At 31.0% G+C, this 15,815-nt stretch carries 17 protein-coding genes; 9 read left to right on the top strand and 8 right to left on the bottom strand.

The features are described from left to right. The first annotated feature begins 73 nt into the window (after positions 1-73). Positions 74-1,015 carry a phosphotransferase gene (locus ABID96_RS12695; protein WP_192602358.1) on the top strand — a complete coding sequence of 314 codons (942 nt, stop codon included), beginning with the start codon at positions 74-76 and terminating at the stop codon, positions 1,013-1,015. A 37-nt stretch (positions 1,016-1,052) separates the two neighbouring features. Here ABID96_RS12695 and ABID96_RS12690 read toward each other — a convergent pair whose 3' ends face one another. From ABID96_RS12690 to ABID96_RS12680, 3 genes are all read right to left on the bottom strand, one after another. Further along, the gene (locus tag ABID96_RS12690) at positions 1,053-1,673 is read right to left on the bottom strand and encodes a class D sortase (protein WP_192602357.1); all 621 of its coding nucleotides are present in this window, start codon (positions 1,671-1,673) and stop codon (positions 1,053-1,055) included. Positions 1,674-1,676: 3 nt separating this feature from the next. Further along, positions 1,677-2,699, bottom strand: a complete 1,023-nt coding sequence (locus tag ABID96_RS12685; protein ID WP_192602356.1) for a processed acidic surface protein — start codon at positions 2,697-2,699, stop codon at positions 1,677-1,679. A gap of 170 nt (positions 2,700-2,869) precedes the next feature. After that, positions 2,870-3,070, bottom strand: coding sequence for a CDGSH iron-sulfur domain-containing protein (locus ABID96_RS12680; RefSeq protein WP_087999273.1), 201 nt, complete (start codon positions 3,068-3,070; stop codon positions 2,870-2,872). A gap of 161 nt (positions 3,071-3,231) precedes the next feature. Between ABID96_RS12680 and ABID96_RS12675 the strand changes: the two genes are divergently transcribed. Together ABID96_RS12675 and ABID96_RS12670 are read left to right on the top strand one after the other, a co-directional pair. Beyond that, positions 3,232-3,807 carry a GNAT family N-acetyltransferase gene (locus ABID96_RS12675; RefSeq protein ID WP_192602355.1) on the top strand — a complete coding sequence of 192 codons (576 nt, stop codon included), beginning with the start codon at positions 3,232-3,234 and terminating at the stop codon, positions 3,805-3,807. Positions 3,808-3,876: 69 nt separating this feature from the next. After that, positions 3,877-5,040, top strand: a complete 1,164-nt coding sequence (locus tag ABID96_RS12670) for an iron-containing alcohol dehydrogenase (protein ID WP_192602354.1) — start codon at positions 3,877-3,879, stop codon at positions 5,038-5,040. A gap of 69 nt (positions 5,041-5,109) precedes the next feature. Here the strand turns inward: ABID96_RS12670 and ABID96_RS12665 are convergent, their stop codons facing one another. Further along, entirely contained in the window at positions 5,110-6,042 is a 933-nt protein-coding gene (locus ABID96_RS12665) for an alpha/beta hydrolase (protein WP_192602353.1), read from the bottom strand. Positions 6,043-6,063: 21 nt separating this feature from the next. Beyond that, entirely contained in the window at positions 6,064-6,309 is a 246-nt protein-coding gene (locus ABID96_RS12660) for a zinc ribbon domain-containing protein (RefSeq protein ID WP_192602352.1), read from the bottom strand. Positions 6,310-6,458: 149 nt separating this feature from the next. Here ABID96_RS12660 and ABID96_RS12655 point away from each other — a divergent pair, with 149 nt between their 5' ends. From ABID96_RS12655 to ABID96_RS12630, 6 genes are all read left to right on the top strand, one after another. After that, a complete protein-coding gene (locus ABID96_RS12655) occupies positions 6,459-6,716 on the top strand; it encodes a YqkE family protein (protein WP_087999277.1) in 258 nt (85 codons plus the stop codon). A gap of 344 nt (positions 6,717-7,060) precedes the next feature. Further along, entirely contained in the window at positions 7,061-7,840 is a 780-nt protein-coding gene (locus tag ABID96_RS12650) for a GNAT family N-acetyltransferase (RefSeq protein ID WP_192602351.1), read from the top strand. A 66-nt stretch (positions 7,841-7,906) separates the two neighbouring features. Then, positions 7,907-8,551, top strand: a complete 645-nt coding sequence (locus ABID96_RS12645; protein ID WP_192602350.1) for a hypothetical protein — start codon at positions 7,907-7,909, stop codon at positions 8,549-8,551. Between the two features lie 337 nt (positions 8,552-8,888). Further along, positions 8,889-9,167 carry a PspC domain-containing protein gene (locus ABID96_RS12640; protein WP_192602349.1) on the top strand — a complete coding sequence of 93 codons (279 nt, stop codon included), beginning with the start codon at positions 8,889-8,891 and terminating at the stop codon, positions 9,165-9,167. 115 nt (positions 9,168-9,282) lie between these two features. Further along, positions 9,283-9,849, top strand: a complete 567-nt coding sequence (locus tag ABID96_RS12635) for a hypothetical protein (protein ID WP_192602348.1) — start codon at positions 9,283-9,285, stop codon at positions 9,847-9,849. A 330-nt stretch (positions 9,850-10,179) separates the two neighbouring features. After that, positions 10,180-11,562, top strand: coding sequence for an L-cystine transporter (locus ABID96_RS12630; RefSeq protein ID WP_192602347.1), 1,383 nt, complete (start codon positions 10,180-10,182; stop codon positions 11,560-11,562). Between the two features lie 393 nt (positions 11,563-11,955). On the opposite strand, the gene ABID96_RS12625 is transcribed toward ABID96_RS12630, so the two are convergent. The 3 genes from ABID96_RS12625 to ABID96_RS12615 are packed head-to-tail and all read right to left on the bottom strand — an operon-like array spanning position 11,956 to position 15,629. Continuing rightward, positions 11,956-13,071 carry a Ger(x)C family spore germination protein gene (locus ABID96_RS12625; RefSeq protein WP_192602346.1) on the bottom strand — a complete coding sequence of 372 codons (1,116 nt, stop codon included), beginning with the start codon at positions 13,069-13,071 and terminating at the stop codon, positions 11,956-11,958. 5 nt (positions 13,072-13,076) lie between these two features. Next, complete coding sequence (locus tag ABID96_RS12620; protein ID WP_192602345.1) at positions 13,077-14,165, bottom strand: GerAB/ArcD/ProY family transporter; 1,089 nt, start codon at positions 14,163-14,165, stop codon at positions 13,077-13,079. Positions 14,166-14,204: 39 nt separating this feature from the next. After that, on the bottom strand, positions 14,205-15,629 hold the full coding sequence (locus tag ABID96_RS12615; RefSeq protein ID WP_192602344.1) for a spore germination protein: 1,425 nt from the start codon (positions 15,627-15,629) through the stop codon (positions 14,205-14,207). Positions 15,630-15,815: the final 186 nt, after the last annotated feature.

Raw genomic sequence — 15,815 nt, 5'->3', positions numbered from 1 at the left:
AAATTAATAGACAGAGAATATAGTTTTATTGGAAAATAGTAAACAAGAAATTATACGTAATGGAGAATAAGAGATGATAAAACAAAATGTCCGGTCATCCATTTTGAAAAAATATAATATTAATGAAAATGATTTCTTAGGCAAGGGGCAGGAAGCAGAGGTTTATTCGTATCATCAAGATCGAGTATTCAAGTTGTACCGAGTTTCAGCATTTGAAAAACAAAAAATCTTAAAGACATTTTATGAATCGATAAATGCAAATGTCGTTGATTTCAATTTACCAAGAATATATGAAATTATAAAAGAAAAAGAAGTGGTCATCACAATCGAGAAGCGAATTGAAGGTAGGAATATACAAAAGGATTTGTCTAACTTCGATTACGATCAGTTGAATGCCTTTTTTAAACAGTACTTATCAACGATTTTAAACATAAAACAAATAAAACTTGAACAGAAAATAGAGGGACATAAATTATTAAAGGATTATGAAATCCCAAATCAGCCAGCAGATTGGAATGAGTTTTTAAAACAATCTCTGATTCAAAAAAATAAAGAAGTAGAAAAATACCTAATAAAGGATGTAAAAGATTACGAAAGTAAATACCTTTATTTTCTAAACGTATTATCAAAGAAATATGAAGGAGAGTATGACTTAATTCATGGAGATTTCTACCCATCTAATCTATTAGTTAGTGATGACAGTAAAATTAACGGTGTTATTGATTTTGGGCTAATGACAATGTCTGGTGATTATTTATTTGATGTCGCATTAAGTTGGATTTTATTTGACCTATATGATGAACTAGGAGCGGTAAAATTAAATCATTACGTAAATATGATCATCGAAACGTTAGGTGAGCAAGTAAAGGAAATTTTATACTTTTACGCACTTTATTATAGTTATTATTCAGCGAATTTCTTTTCAGAAAATTGTAGTGATGGTCACTATGAATGGAGCGTTCGAAATTTAAACAATGAAACGTATTGGACAGAACTGAAAGATTATATGAAATAACATAAAAAAGACTCACTAATCGTAGTGAGTCTTTTCATTATTTATTTACTTCAGATTTTACTAAACCAGCAACAAGTACATAGCGCTGTGGTGCAGGACCGATATAGCGGAAAGGGTAACAAGTACTAACAGTTAAAGTCGGTCTTGGTTTTGGAATAATTACGGTACGATCATCTTTATCAACGATACGAATTTTTCGCACTTCATACGTAAACGTACCAGCTGAAGTTGTTACAATGAGTTGATCGCCAAGTTTCACATCGCCAAGTTGGCGAAATACTGTATCACGGTGGCCCGCTAGTACACTATTATCTCTCTCACCTGGTAGAACCGATTTAGCATAATGGCCAATCCCTTTAGAAAGCTCGTCCTCATTAGTACCATGAAAAATTGGAATCTTAGCATTGATCCGAGGGATCGTTAATGTCCCCATCTCATCGCCAAATTTTGGATAAGACTTATAAAGTGGTTCATTCTTTTTTTTCTGTTCTAACTTTTTTTCTGTTTCTTTATTCACAGATTCTTTAAATTCATCTTTTGTCTGCTTATAAAGCACATATGTTTTAATCATCGTAAAAGCATTTGTCGTAGCGAAAAATAAGCCAATTAGAAAAAGGAAAGCTGAGAGCGTTAAAAGAATTTTCCTTTTGCGATTCATCGATTAACGGTTAGCGTTTGCTTTTTTACGTAATGCAAGTGCAGATAACATCATGAATGCACCAGCTAACGCCCACTCAGTTGTGTGAGAAGCAGTTTTTGGTAGTTTTCCGCCATTTTCAGTTCTAGAAATTGTTTGTGGTTTACTCACTACAGTTTTTACATCATCAACTAATCCTGGAATGTCGATTTCAGAGAATAATTCATCTGATAAAACTGCATCTAATAATAAATTACCAGCATTATCAAAAATATCTACATAAAGCTTAACGTTTTCAGCAGTTTCCAATGAATCGTCCATTGTCAGCATTTGAGCAAAAGTAAGAGGTGATTTTACACCGTTTTGTTCAATTGAAACTTTCACATCAATTTTTAATGTAGATTGAAGTTCTTTTACGATATTTGCCAATTCAGCTGTTAGTGCAGCTGGAAGTTCTTCAGGAGTTGTTTCCATTGAGAAAATATCTTCATACTGATCAGACAAATCAGTCATTCTCTCAGCTAAAACTTCTAACTTAGCTTCAACTGCAGGGTCGTCTGACATCACATTATCTATATAGTCTGTTAAATGATTAATTTCATCTTCAGTAATACCCATCATTTCGAAAATATCAGCAAAGTCTTCCATAGTAGGAGAACCAGTATCTTCTTCTTCCATTAAAATTAAATACTCAACATCTGATGTAAAGTAATAAGTATCTAATAAAGTTGCATCTTCATCCATATCATCATAAAAGACTGCAAGTTCTTTCACTTCTTCTTCTGTGTATCCGTACTCATCTAAAAGAGCTGCTAGACTTTCTTTAGTTAAAGGATCCCCTAATGTTTCTTCTAATTCTTCTACAGAATCATAATCTTCAATAGACTCACCATAGTATGAATTTAAGTACTCTTCTAACTCATCTTGAGTCATGTTAATGCTTGTTAAATAAGCATCTAACTCAGTTTGGTCTGGTGCTGCTAAAGCAGTTACTCCCGGTGTAACTAGAGCTGCGGATAAAACGATTGATGCTACGATTTTCTTCATGTTGCTTTCCCCCTAAGTATTATCCTATTAGATAAAAAATGAAATGTGCGCAAGTCTATTAGGTAGATTATGAATCTTTCAAACTATCATCAAAAATAAGAAAAGTGGTACACCAAGAGTAAAACCGATTTGTGCGAAAACGAACGAATCGGTTTTACAATGTACTGAACTTATTTCGGAGCACGTACTACAGATTCAAACTTTCCTTTATGTGAAGCATCACAATACGGAAAGTTACTTGATAATCCGCAACGACATAATGAAAAAGCGGCTTTTTGAGGGAATTTATTTCCTTCAGCATCAATTAGCTCAACCGTTCCAGTAACTCGTAAAGGACCATTATCTAGTACTTTAATTTGAACATCAGACATAATATTGCCTCCTAAACACATTTAGATTAATTATACATTAAATTACTATTAAAAAAAAAGGGGGAAATCATACAAATTAAACAATTTCGTTATGAATGTTACGAAGGTTACAAGTAAATATGTTATATTAAAGTAATAATTAAAGAATAAAAGGTGAAATCATGATTCGTTTAGCAAAAAAAGAAGATGCAAAGCAAATTGTTCCATTAATCATACAAGCTATTGAAGATATTGCTTTTATGTTAACAGGAACAAAAACTTATGAAGAAGCAGAAAAATTATTAAAATATTACGTGCAATCTGAGAACAATCGCTTAAGTTATCACAACTGTCTTGTAAAAGTACATGAAGGACAAGTGATTGGTGTCATTATTGCCTATCATGTTTCAGAATTAGCAAAGCTTGATCAAGAGATGCTAGAAATCATCAATCGAAATGCAAAAAAGGATGCCAAGGTAGATAAAGAAGCAGAAGAAGGTGATTTCTATATTGATACAGTGTCGGTAAATCCAGCATACCAAGGATTAGGCATTGGTACAGAGCTGTTAAACGGCTTATTGGAACATGCGAAAACAATCGGAGTAAAAAGAGTTTCCTTAAATGTCGATCAAGATAAACAAGCAGTACGTCGTTTGTATGAAAAAGTAGGTTTTGGATATGAAAAGGTCCAACAAATCATGGGAAATCCATACGATTATTTAGTTTTTCCAGTTATTGAAAGAAATATTCGAATCTAAAGTCGTTTCAGATGCATCCTTTCTATGAATTCAGTTAAAATTAAGATGAAAAGAATAGGAGGGAAACATATGAACTTTTTTACATTTGCAAATCCAACAGAATTAATTTTTGGTAAAGATAGTGTACAAAAACTAAAGGACAAAGCACAAAGCTTTGGAAAAAATGTATTACTTGTTTATGGTGGCGGTAGCGTAAAAAGAAATGGTCTATATGACCAAATTGTAGGGATTTTAAAAGAAGCTGATAAAACAATTCACGAACTAAGTGGAGTTGAACCAAATCCAAGATTATCTACGGTACATAAAGGGATTCAAATTTGTAAAGATGAGCATATCGATTTCATCTTAGCAGTTGGCGGTGGATCAGTTATTGACTGTACGAAAGCAATTGCTGTAGGTGCAAAATTTGATGGTGAGATTTGGGATGTTATTACTCGTAAAGCAGTTCCGACTGGCGCATTAAAATTTGGAACAGTTTTAACACTAGCAGCAACTGGATCTGAAATGAATGCAGGATCAGTTATTACAAACTGGGAAACGAATGAAAAATTAGGATGGGGAAGTAAGTTTAGCTACCCAACATTTTCAATCTTAGATCCACAAAACACATTTACAGTTCCACGTGATCAAACAGTATACGGTTCAGTGGATATTATGTCTCATGTTCTTGAGTCATATTTCCATCATGGAACAAATACAAAAATCCAAGACCGTTTTTGTGAAGGAATATTGAAAACTGTCATTGAAACAGCTCCAATTGCAGTCGAAAATTTAGATAATTATGAAGCACGAGAAACGCTTCTTTACAGTGGCACAATGGCATTAAACGGCATACTAAGTATGGGCGTACAAGGAGATTGGGCTACTCATAATATCGAGCACGCTGTTTCTGCAGTAACAGATATTCCACACGGTGGAGGATTAGCGATTATATTCCCACATTGGATGGAGTATGTAATGAGTGAAAATGTTGATCGTTTTGGTCAATTTGCAGAAAGAGTTTTCGGCATTGAACAAGGAACAAAATCAAAAGAAGAATGGGCATTAGAAGGAATAAAAGCATTGCGTTCATTCTGGAATTCAATCGGTGCACCTAGCAAGCTAAGTGAATATGGAATTACAGAAGATCAACTTGAAGAAATGTCAGCCAAAACCGTGAAGTACGGACCATTTGGATACTTTAAAAAATTAGATCGAGAAGATGCTTTAAAAATCTTAAAAGCAGCACTTTAATAGAGAAAAAGGATAGAGAATTAATCTCTATCCTTTTTGTTATGATTAAGTATTTCGAAAATTACATTTCTATAACGTTTTTTGTTTCATCGTACTTTGTTTCACAATTTCGTCTAAAAAGGATGAAACAGCGGCATAGTATTCTGATTTATTTTCATTCAAGCTCATAGCATGACCACCATTTTCTGTAAGGAATAATTCTCTTCTTCCTTGAGTTTTTGCATCGTATAATTGCATCGAATGAGAATAAGGGATATATAAATCTGGTTTACTATGGATAAAAAGAATTGGGTTTTTAATATGTGGTATAGCATCTAATGGAGAAATATCTTTTATCCAAAAACCTTCACGAATTTTTAACCAAATACTAGCCACAGGCAGAATCAACCATTTAGGAATATTATATTCAACTTTTAAACGATACACTAGCTGTTCCTCAAATGTAGAAAATGAACAATCAGATATATAAAAATCAGCTGAATCTTCAACAAATCCTGCATACTGTAATAATGTAGCAGCTCCCATTGATTCTCCGTGGATACCAAATAAAATATGACCTTTCAAATCTTTTAAATAATGTATGATGGTTTGTAAATCGTATTTTTCATAAAAACCATAACTAGTTGTATTACCACCTGATTCACCGTGACGTCTATGGTCATATGTTAATACATTAAAACCAAGCTTTAAAAAAAGCTCAACATATTTAATTGAATTATTCTTATTCACAGTTACACCATGCGTAATAATAACCCATTTGTTTGTGTCGTACATTTCATATAAAAATCCTTTTAATTGATATCCATAATGGGATGGAACAGTAAAGGATTGCTTATCAATTGAACGATACCAACCTTCGTCGAATCGTAAATTTTCTGACTCGCGTTGGTATATATAGTCTAATGAATTTGTTTTCATAAACAAAACTTGCTTTGTAAAATAGAAACCAACAACGATAAAGTACACTAAAAAAATGCAAAGGAAAACGATAAAAAACAACATGTTTTAAACATCACTCTTTCTTTAACCAAATAAAATATCTAATATAGTTGAAAGCTCACCACGCGTTTTTCCTTCCAAAATAGAAGGATTATACACTTCTACAAAACCACAGTTTAAACAAGAGACAAATAAATAATGATTATAGTCAATATCAAATAACTTACTTAAACCAGCCCCAGACATTGATACTTCTTTTATTTTAGCATTTGTTTGTTGACACTTTGAACATACAAACTTATCTTTAATCATTTGACCTGCATTAGACATACAAAAACCCCTCTACCAGAAATTTGTTGAACATGAAAAATTAGAATTTTTTGGAAATTAATTTTAACATAAATCAAGTGAATTTCACAAATCTCTATTTCATGATAAAATTAATAAAAATGATTGATGATTACGGTAGGTGGAACAAAATGGCGAAAAAAAGAAAAACACAACAAACGCAACAACCCTCATATGAGCAAAAAGAAAAAAATACATTAGGGTCATTAATGAATGAAGAATTACTTCAAAAATTAAAAGCTACAAAAAAACAATTACAAGATCAAGAAGTAAAACAAAAAGAAGAAGAAGAAGCGAGAATTCGTGAAGAAAAAAGATTAAAAGAAAAGAATAAATCATTCGAAGAGCTATTAAATGAGAGTAATATATCATGGAAAGATTTTAAATAAATAACGGTTTTAGTGAGATTGAGAATCTTCGCTGAGCAAAATATATGACCTTTAATGCATTGCATTAGAGGTTTTTATTTTGCTAACTGTTTGTAAAGATAAAAAACAATTATAATTGTAAATGCATACTAATTTAGACAAAAAGATAATAAGGGGAAGAACTATGGTTAGAAACATCAATCTGTTTACAATGTTAATTGTGATTACAATAGCCATATATGGGTATTTTGTTGGTCTATTTCTAAAATTAGTGCCGTTTGTAGCATTATCTTTTTCTAATATCAATATTTAGATTTCTGTCCTAACGAAATCTTACATTAAAAAATGTAAATAGGAGGTCAGCCATGGGATTTAAATTTAAAGAATGTAAACAAAGTGATGTTGAACATCTAATCTCGGAATATGTAAATAAACTAAGTTCTCCTATTGATTCCTTTTTAGAGGACCATATTATTCAATCTTCATTTTATTCTATTTATGACAGTTCTGAAGTCATAGGTTATTATGCGATACATCATAATCAATGCCTTACACAATTTTATTTAGACTCACCTTATTATCATGTTTCGCAAAAGATCTTTAATCAAGTTCTTGAGGATCATTCGGTTCAATCCATAATGGTCCCAACATGCGACGAACTTTTTTTAAGCTTGGTATTAGATCATGATTTTAAAATCGAAAAACAAGCTTATTTCTTTCAAGATAATAAAATGGAAATTCCAAAAGAGAAATTATATAAAAACGTTGAATTTAAAGTCGCAGTCCAAAGCGATGCTACAAAAATAAAAGAGGTATGTCAGGACTTCATTGATGAATTAGAGAAACGTATTGAAAACAAACAAATTTTCACTTTAATGGAACAAAACATACTAATTGGAATAGGGATTGCAGAAAGAAGTAAGTTACTCAACGGATATGCAAGTATCGGCATGTTTACAAATGAACTGTATAGAAAAAAAGGGATTGGTAGAACGATGATACATCATTTGAAAGAATGGTGTTATGAACATCAATTAAATCCGATCTGTGGTTGCTGGTATTATAATGTACATTCAAAACAAACATTAGAAAGTGCTTGTATGGTATCTAAAACTAGATTATTAAACTTCAAAGTTATCTATTGATTTTAAATTCTTTAATTCTTATACAAGATAAAATATAAAACTTAATCATACAACTGGAGAATGCACATGAAAAAATTACTAATACTCGTTTTGGTTTTACTTTTAATTCCTTTTGGATGTGAAAAACGTGAGAAAAATACATTGGATACTTCTAATTTAAAAAAATCAGATCAATCACGTCTTACAAAGGAACAAAGAAAGATGATTCCAATAACATATACATCTCCTTCTTTAGAAGAAGGGTTAAAGGCAATTCCATTTACAATAAAAATACCTAATAAACTACCGTTTAAGGTAAAACCGATTGAATCATTGTACATTAGTGATGTTGGTCATAATGGCAAGAAATTGAATGTGAGTTATATGCTTTCCCACCTTAATAAATCAAAATTCTTTGTCATGAATGTAACGGTTTATAATTATAATCGTGAACTTGAACCTGATTTTGATTCAGGAGAACAGAATGAAATTGTTCAACTAAAAGACGGCGTAAGCGGTGCTTATACAGGAGATTCTTCATCTCTTGGCGTTTCATATCAACTTGATAAAACGGAAAAAGCTGATGGAGAGAATTTTGAAAAAACTTTAATCCAAAATACACTTGTTTTTGAAAAAGCTGGTTTATATTATGAACTTGCATTTGTAGCAAATAATGGTACTGCAGAAGAGATTAAACAATATGTTACGAATATCGCAAATCAAATGATGTAGGTATAATTTGTAAAAGATTTTAGACTGCCTTCTAAGACAATCATGCTATTTATGAAATCATTATTGAAGACAACTCAGGATACTCCCTTTTTCGTGGGGCCTGAGCTGAGCCTCTTAGAAAATGGTAGGCATGTAAAAACCACGATGTCCTGTCGTAACGTTGTTTAACTAAAGCATCAACAATAGAGGGAAAGTTTGGTAATTAATAATGATGAAGTTTATATTGTCGAACATGTATATAAAAGATATAGTAATTTAGAGACTTTTAGAAAATCTATTCTCTTTAGTTTTAGAAATAGAATGTTGAAGGTTTAAAATGATTTTGGAGAAAATAGTAATGAACAGAAATCGGTTAATGAAGTCAAATACGGACTACGTATTTTTAGGTGTTTGTGGTGGAATTGCAGAAGGGCTTTTGATTCCATCATTTATCGTTAGATTGGTATTTATATTTTTGCCAGTTTCAATAGTACTCTATTTAATTTTGGGAGCACTAATGGGCAAGGATGAATCACTTTATAGTAATTATCGGTATAAAAAGAACAACACGTTTAAAACAGTATTATTAGCGCTTGTTTTATCTGCAATCGTTGTAATCTTTTTTAATAGTCTTTGAGGGAAGTAGTTTTTAAGCTAGCTTTTTACTTCTTTATAATAAACTGCTTCGGCAGTTTTTTTATTGGTTTATATTGAAAATAATAGAATACTAAAACACAAAAAGAGGAACCACGATGAAGCAAAAAAGAAAATGGATCATTATAGCAATTTTATTACTATTAGCTAATACGTATTTTTATCCCTATTCAAATCTCAGTTTAAATAAGTCATATTCATATAATGCTGATAATGTAATGGTGAGAGGCTATGTTAAGGAATTACGAGATTTTAAAAAAGTTTATAAAAACGATCTGAAAGAAAATGTTTTCTCAGAAGATATAACTTCTAGGGTGGACTACTTAGTATTAATGTCTGAGCAGGAGTGGCTAGTAAATGAAGAACCATCTAAAATGAAACGATCTAATCTATATCGTCTTTATGAAGATATGAAAATATTAAAGGAAAGTTTAATGGAGTTAGAGTCAGAAAAAAACTTTTCTCAAGAAACAGAGTCTTATTTAACGTATACAATCAACAGATGTAAGTCGATTCAAAAGCAAATATTATATATACTAAACTCAAAAAATGATTCCAGGTATGATTTACAAACCTTATATCATACTTTACATGTTGGTTTTATGGGCTGTTTCGGTATTTTCACTTCTTATTATGAGGCTGCTAAACGGGAAAAGGTAAAATGATAGATTCCTTAAGGTAGTTCGAAGTATTTGTATTGCTTTTTAAAATTTCAAAACAAAAAAAGAACATTGGGTTTATTACGAGGATCTTCAATTGAAGGTCCTTTTTTTATTACCTAAAGCTTTTAGTTTTAAGATCATTTGAGTATGGCTATTTTTGAGTGATCTATGCTTTTTATTGGTTTTTCTAAGAGATGTGTTTAGAAGCATATATGTGTACTAATCGTCATAAAAGTAAGAATAATAAATAAAAAATAAATTCCTACTTGATTTATATGAATACTTGGATTAAAATTTCGTAAAATAGACCAAATAACGAAAAGAGGGAAAAGGATGAACACATTTTATATTATTTTGAATGTCGCGGTCTTATTATTGCTTATGTTTGGCTTATATTTATTGCAGAAAAAGAATGTATCTTTTTCAAAACGCGTATTCATAGGTCTAGGTTTAGGTCTTATTTTTGGATATATCATTCATTTAATCTATGGAACAGATCATGAAGTAACAGTAGGTACAATTGATTGGTTTAGCATTGTTGGTAGTGGTTATGTAAAACTATTACAAATGATTGTTATGCCACTGGTTTTCATTTCTATTGTCGGAGCATTTACAAAATTAAAGTTAACGAAAAATATTGGGAAAATCAGTTTCCTTGTAATTGGCTTATTACTTGGAACGACTGCTATTTCTGCAGCAATTGGAATCGGAACAGCATTAGGATTTGGACTTGATGGAATCCAGTTAACTGCTGGTGATGCAGAGAATGCTAGAAATGTAGAGTTACAGGATCGTGTTGTGGCTGTAGAAAATATGACTATTCCAAAACAAATCCTTGAATTATTTCCAAGCAATCCATTTTTAGATTTAACAGGTGCACGAGCTACATCTACAATTGCAGTTGTTATATTTGCAGCTTTTGTAGGAATTGCTTACCTAGGTGTAAAACGAAAAGATCCTGAACATGCAGAATTCTTCTCTAAAATTATTGATACTTTATACGCCATAACTATGAGAGTTGTTACATTAATTCTTCGATTAACGCCATATGGTATTTTAGCGATTATTACTAAAGTTGCAGCAACTAGTGATTATGATGCAATTGTCAAATTAGGTAAGTTTGTAGTGGCTTCATATGTAGCATTAATTTTAGTGTTTATTGTACATTTACTACTATTATCATTTGCAAAACTAAGTCCTTTACATTACGTAAAAAAAGGATTACCAACTTTAACATTTGCCTTTACATCACGTACAAGTGCTGGAACTTTACCGATGACAATAAAGACACAAACAAAAGATTTTGGTGTTTCAGAAGGAATTGCGAACTTTGCTGGTTCATTTGGACTTTCAATAGGGCAAAATGGATGTGCGGGGGTTTATCCAGCGATGTTAGCTGTAATGGTTGCTCCAGCTGCTGGTGTTGACCCTACAAGTATATCATTTATCATCTCTCTAATTTTAATCGTGGCGATTAGTTCATTTGGTGTAGCAGGTGTCGGCGGTGGAGCAACTTTTGCTGCTTTAATCGTACTATCTGTTATGAATCTACCAATTGCAATCGTAGGGCTTTTAATCTCAGTTGAACCTCTAATTGACATGGGCCGTACAGCATTAAACGTTAGTGGAGCAATGACATCTGGTATTCTAACAAGTAAGGCGACAGGTGAATTCGAAAATGAAGTATACCAACAGCCAAATGTAGTAGAAGCATAAAATTAACGTATAAAATTGGATAGTCATCATTGGCTATCGAATTTTTATTTCAAATATATAAATAATTAATTGTAATTTTATTTTACAAACTGACGAGTTGCTTAAGGTGACTCGTTTTTTTGTATATAAAGGAATATATGTAAATAACAAGAATTATATATTTCATATTCAGTTTGAATAAAAGATTGATGTTTTGAGAGTTTTTAATAAAGGTGATAAGGGGAAGACAAATGCTAAAAAGAATGTAAATGAAATGTAGTTATATAAAGGAAAAGGAACTTCGCAAGAAACGAAGGTCCTTTTCCTTATTTATTATTAGGTAAAATTCAATGTGTTGTATTGACTTCGCATTATTCTCTAACCTAACTTTTTACCAACTCATGTGTTAATCAATTACAAAATATTTCCTCTATCTGTAATGATTAAATTAACTTTGATTTTTATATCTGCATTTTGAAAAGCATTAACCCAGTTATTATTAACTTTTTTCCATTGATCATATTTAAATGATCTTGCTAAAATACCAAAACCAACTGGATCAACTTTATCTTTACGTAAAGAATTTACAAAATTATTTAAGTCATTCTGTAAATTTTCTTCAATTTTTTTTTCCAGTTTACCAGTATTTTTTCCAGTTAATTTAATTGGAGATTCGGTAATTTCTACAGGGATTTCTAAATTTATATTGAAATGATATTTACCATTTTTAAAATGTTTCTTAACTTTCTTCTCTACTTTTTGGACAAAAAAGCTAGCTCTATTTTTGGGGAATGTTTTTGTACCTTTTTGTTTCATGTCAACAGGTATTGTGAGCGATAACTGACCATTAATGTCACCGTTCAATATTTTTAACAATTGGGTTTCATATAATGGTAAGGTTCTTTTATATACATTACTATCATCCAATAACACAGTTCCGGATATCTGTAGATTCTTATTAAAAGTTAATTCAGGTAAAAAAGGCGTAATGCCTTTATCAAGAACTTGTTGGTTAAAACTTCTTAACGTAGTACGAAATGCAACGTTTCTCAAGTTAGCGGTATCAATTAATTGAGGTATAAAAATTGAAATTCTAGGCTTGTCTTTAGGGCTAAAATTAATAATATCTTTGACACTACCATTTACAATTGCAACATGTGCATTTAACCGCGTCTTTGCATCTCTAAATAATAAATCAAAAATGGAAGTCCATTCCGTCTCTTCTATAACTTTACGACCGATTAAAATTGTTTGAAGTTTACCACCTGCAGTTATACCAGTAGCCATCGTATCATAATAATTTCTTGCTTCACGAATAGATACAGTTTTGACCTTGAAATTTTCGCTTTTTTCTTTAGCCTCTTCGCTAAAAACTGGACTTGAAATATACATCTCAACTTCACCCTGATCATTCACATCAACCCCTAAAATTAAGGCCATTGTAATATCTTCAATATTGACTTTATCATTGCAACCAGCAGTTACAAATGTTAATAATAAGCAAAGTAGCAAAACAAATGTTTTTTTCACATCATTCACCTTGTTTGAAATATCTTTTTTAGTTTTTTACCAACCCACAATAAGATTGGCATCAATACGACAACAATTGCTCCAGTATTAGAGAGGACTTTAATATATAGCTCGTTTAATTTAAAAGTAGGTGTTTTATAAATTGAAAACAAAATAAAGATTAAAAAGATACAAAGTATAAAATAGATAAAACGCTTAATATTAATGCTTTCAGTTAATCCTGTAAATCCCATCCACATATATGGAATCCAAGTGGTAGAAGCAATAGAAATACAAAGTATGATGATAATGATATCTATTCGTTCCAGATATTGAAATTCTAAAACATTTAGGATTGCTAATGGAGGATCGAAAATAGTCAATATCTCATCTGGGCTATAGACAATAAAACATATAATTGTTTCGAATAAATAAATGCCAGTAGTGAGTAAATTTGCAATAATTACGCCTGACATTGCTTTTTCCTTTTTATCCAGATAGGGATAAAGAAAGTAAATACTTTCTAACCCTAAAAAAGACATAATTGTAACAGGTATTGTTTTAAAAATAGGAATCCAACCATCTTTAATAATAGGAAGTATGAAATTTATATTAGCTGTTTTAAGAGTGAACAGTAACATAAAAAAAATGAAAATAACAACTGGAAATAAAACTTCAGCATATTTTGCTATTACACTAACTCCTCCAACGAGTAGTTGTAGTGTTGGTATAAGAAATAAGATCAATAAAATCAAAAAATCTGTCTGTTGAAGTATATATGTTTTTATATACAAAACAGTTCTCTCAAGTACAACATATCCAAAAATTAAAAAATAAAGAGAAAAAATAAAAGTTAATATTTTTCCAAATATTTTTCCTACAAAACTTTGAAAGTAAGTTGAAATGGATTTATTAGGTTCTTTTTCTCTAATTTTTACAATTATCATACTGAAAATAGTTGATAAGATACCGCCAAAAAGTATTGCAATCCAGCTACTTGAACCGGCTTTTTCAGCTAATGTTCTTGGAAGAGAAGCTATACCTATACCAACTTGTACACCATTAATCATTAAAATAAATTGTAGCCAAGTAATTTTAAGCTTAGATAATTGCATTACATTTTACTCCATTCATTTTTGAATACGTTGGTTGTTTTATTTCTTTTTAGAAGGACGCCAAATGTATTTAAGAGGAGCCCTAATGAACGTATCTAAAAGCTGATTTACCTTTACAGGAGAAAAAGGACTACTATAAGAATAAGCAAAACTTTTAAGTGTTAAAACATGGATAATGAGTATCAGTGTACTAATCATTAAGCCAACTAACCCAAAAAATGATGCCATGATCATAATAGGAAACCGAATAACTCTTAAACTTGAAGCCATCTCATAATTTGGAATGATAAAAGAAGATATTGCTGTTAAAGCAACTACGATAACCATAATATTACTGACAATTGCAGCTTGAACTGCGGCTTGTCCAATAACAATACCACCAACTACTCCTACAGTCGTACTAATAGGGGAGGGTAGTCTAATCGCAGCTTCTCTAAGCATCTCCAGTGTAAATTCCATTAAAAAAGCTTCAATTAAAGGATCAAAGGGTACCCTTGCCCGTGATTCTCCAATAGAAAGTAACAATTTCACAGGTACGATCTCAAAGTTATAAGAGATAATAGAAATATAAATTCCAGGTAAAAAAAGTGTAATTAATATTGCAGCCACCCTTAGTATTCTATTGAATGAAGCGACTACCGATCTAGAAGAGTAATCGTCAATACTTTTAAAAAAAGTTAAAAAGGGGGCAGGTAAAATAATAACATCAGAAGAACTATCTAAAATAATTGCAATTCTTCCAGCTAAAATTTCTGAAGCAGCTTCGTCAGGTCTTTCTGTTGTAAAAATTTGTGGGAATGGTGAAAATGGGTACTCTTCAATTAGCTGAGCTAATTGATTAGAATTTGTAATCTTATCTTGTTCTATGAGAGAGATTTTCTCTTTGATAACATGTAATAGCTTATAATCAACAACACTTTCAACGTAAGCAATAGCTATATTCTTCTTATTCATCTTACCAATTTCACTTTGATTTACTTGTAATTCGTTGCTATTAATAAACCTTCTTAGCAAAGAAATATTTGTTTGAAGTGTTTCAACAAAAGAGATTTTTGCACCTTTTAAGGAATTATCAATACTGGGAGGGGAAAACGACCGTTCTGGCATCTTTTCCGTTGCGTAAATATATCCCATAGGATGATCTTCAAAAAATAAAACGATTTTCCCAGCTAAAATATTTTCTTTCAAAACATTCACTTGGTTTGTTATAGTCATATTATTTTTAACAAAAACATCGAATTCATCGGTATTAATTTTATTCATAAGATCATTAAGCTTAACTTGATCGATTAAACCTGCTAAATGAAATAACTTTGCAGAAATATCATAAATATAAAGATCTTTTTCAACTAAATCTGAAGTAGGAAATAATCCACGTATAATGTCTGTATTTTTATTGATGTCGTTAACGATACTCACATTACTTTTAAAAGTATTTTTAAATTTTTCTTTTGAAAATTCCACAGTCTGTATCCTCTCAAAGTGAAAATATTCATGCTAATTTTTAGTATCAACAGAGAGAATTAAATTATTCTAGTCAATTGAATGAACACTGATTCTTTCAATTGATTATCTAAGTAGGAATTCAATATACTATTGTCGAATAAAGAATTATAGAAAAAATTGGTAGATGGAAAAGGAATGGAAAAT

The sequence above is a fragment of the Gottfriedia sp. OAE603 genome (assembly GCF_040543965.1).
GTDB lineage: Bacteria > Bacillota > Bacilli > Bacillales > Bacillaceae_G > Gottfriedia > Gottfriedia solisilvae.
The sequence above is the reverse complement of the archived record's forward strand: the minus strand, read 5'-3'. Positions and strand labels throughout refer to the sequence as shown.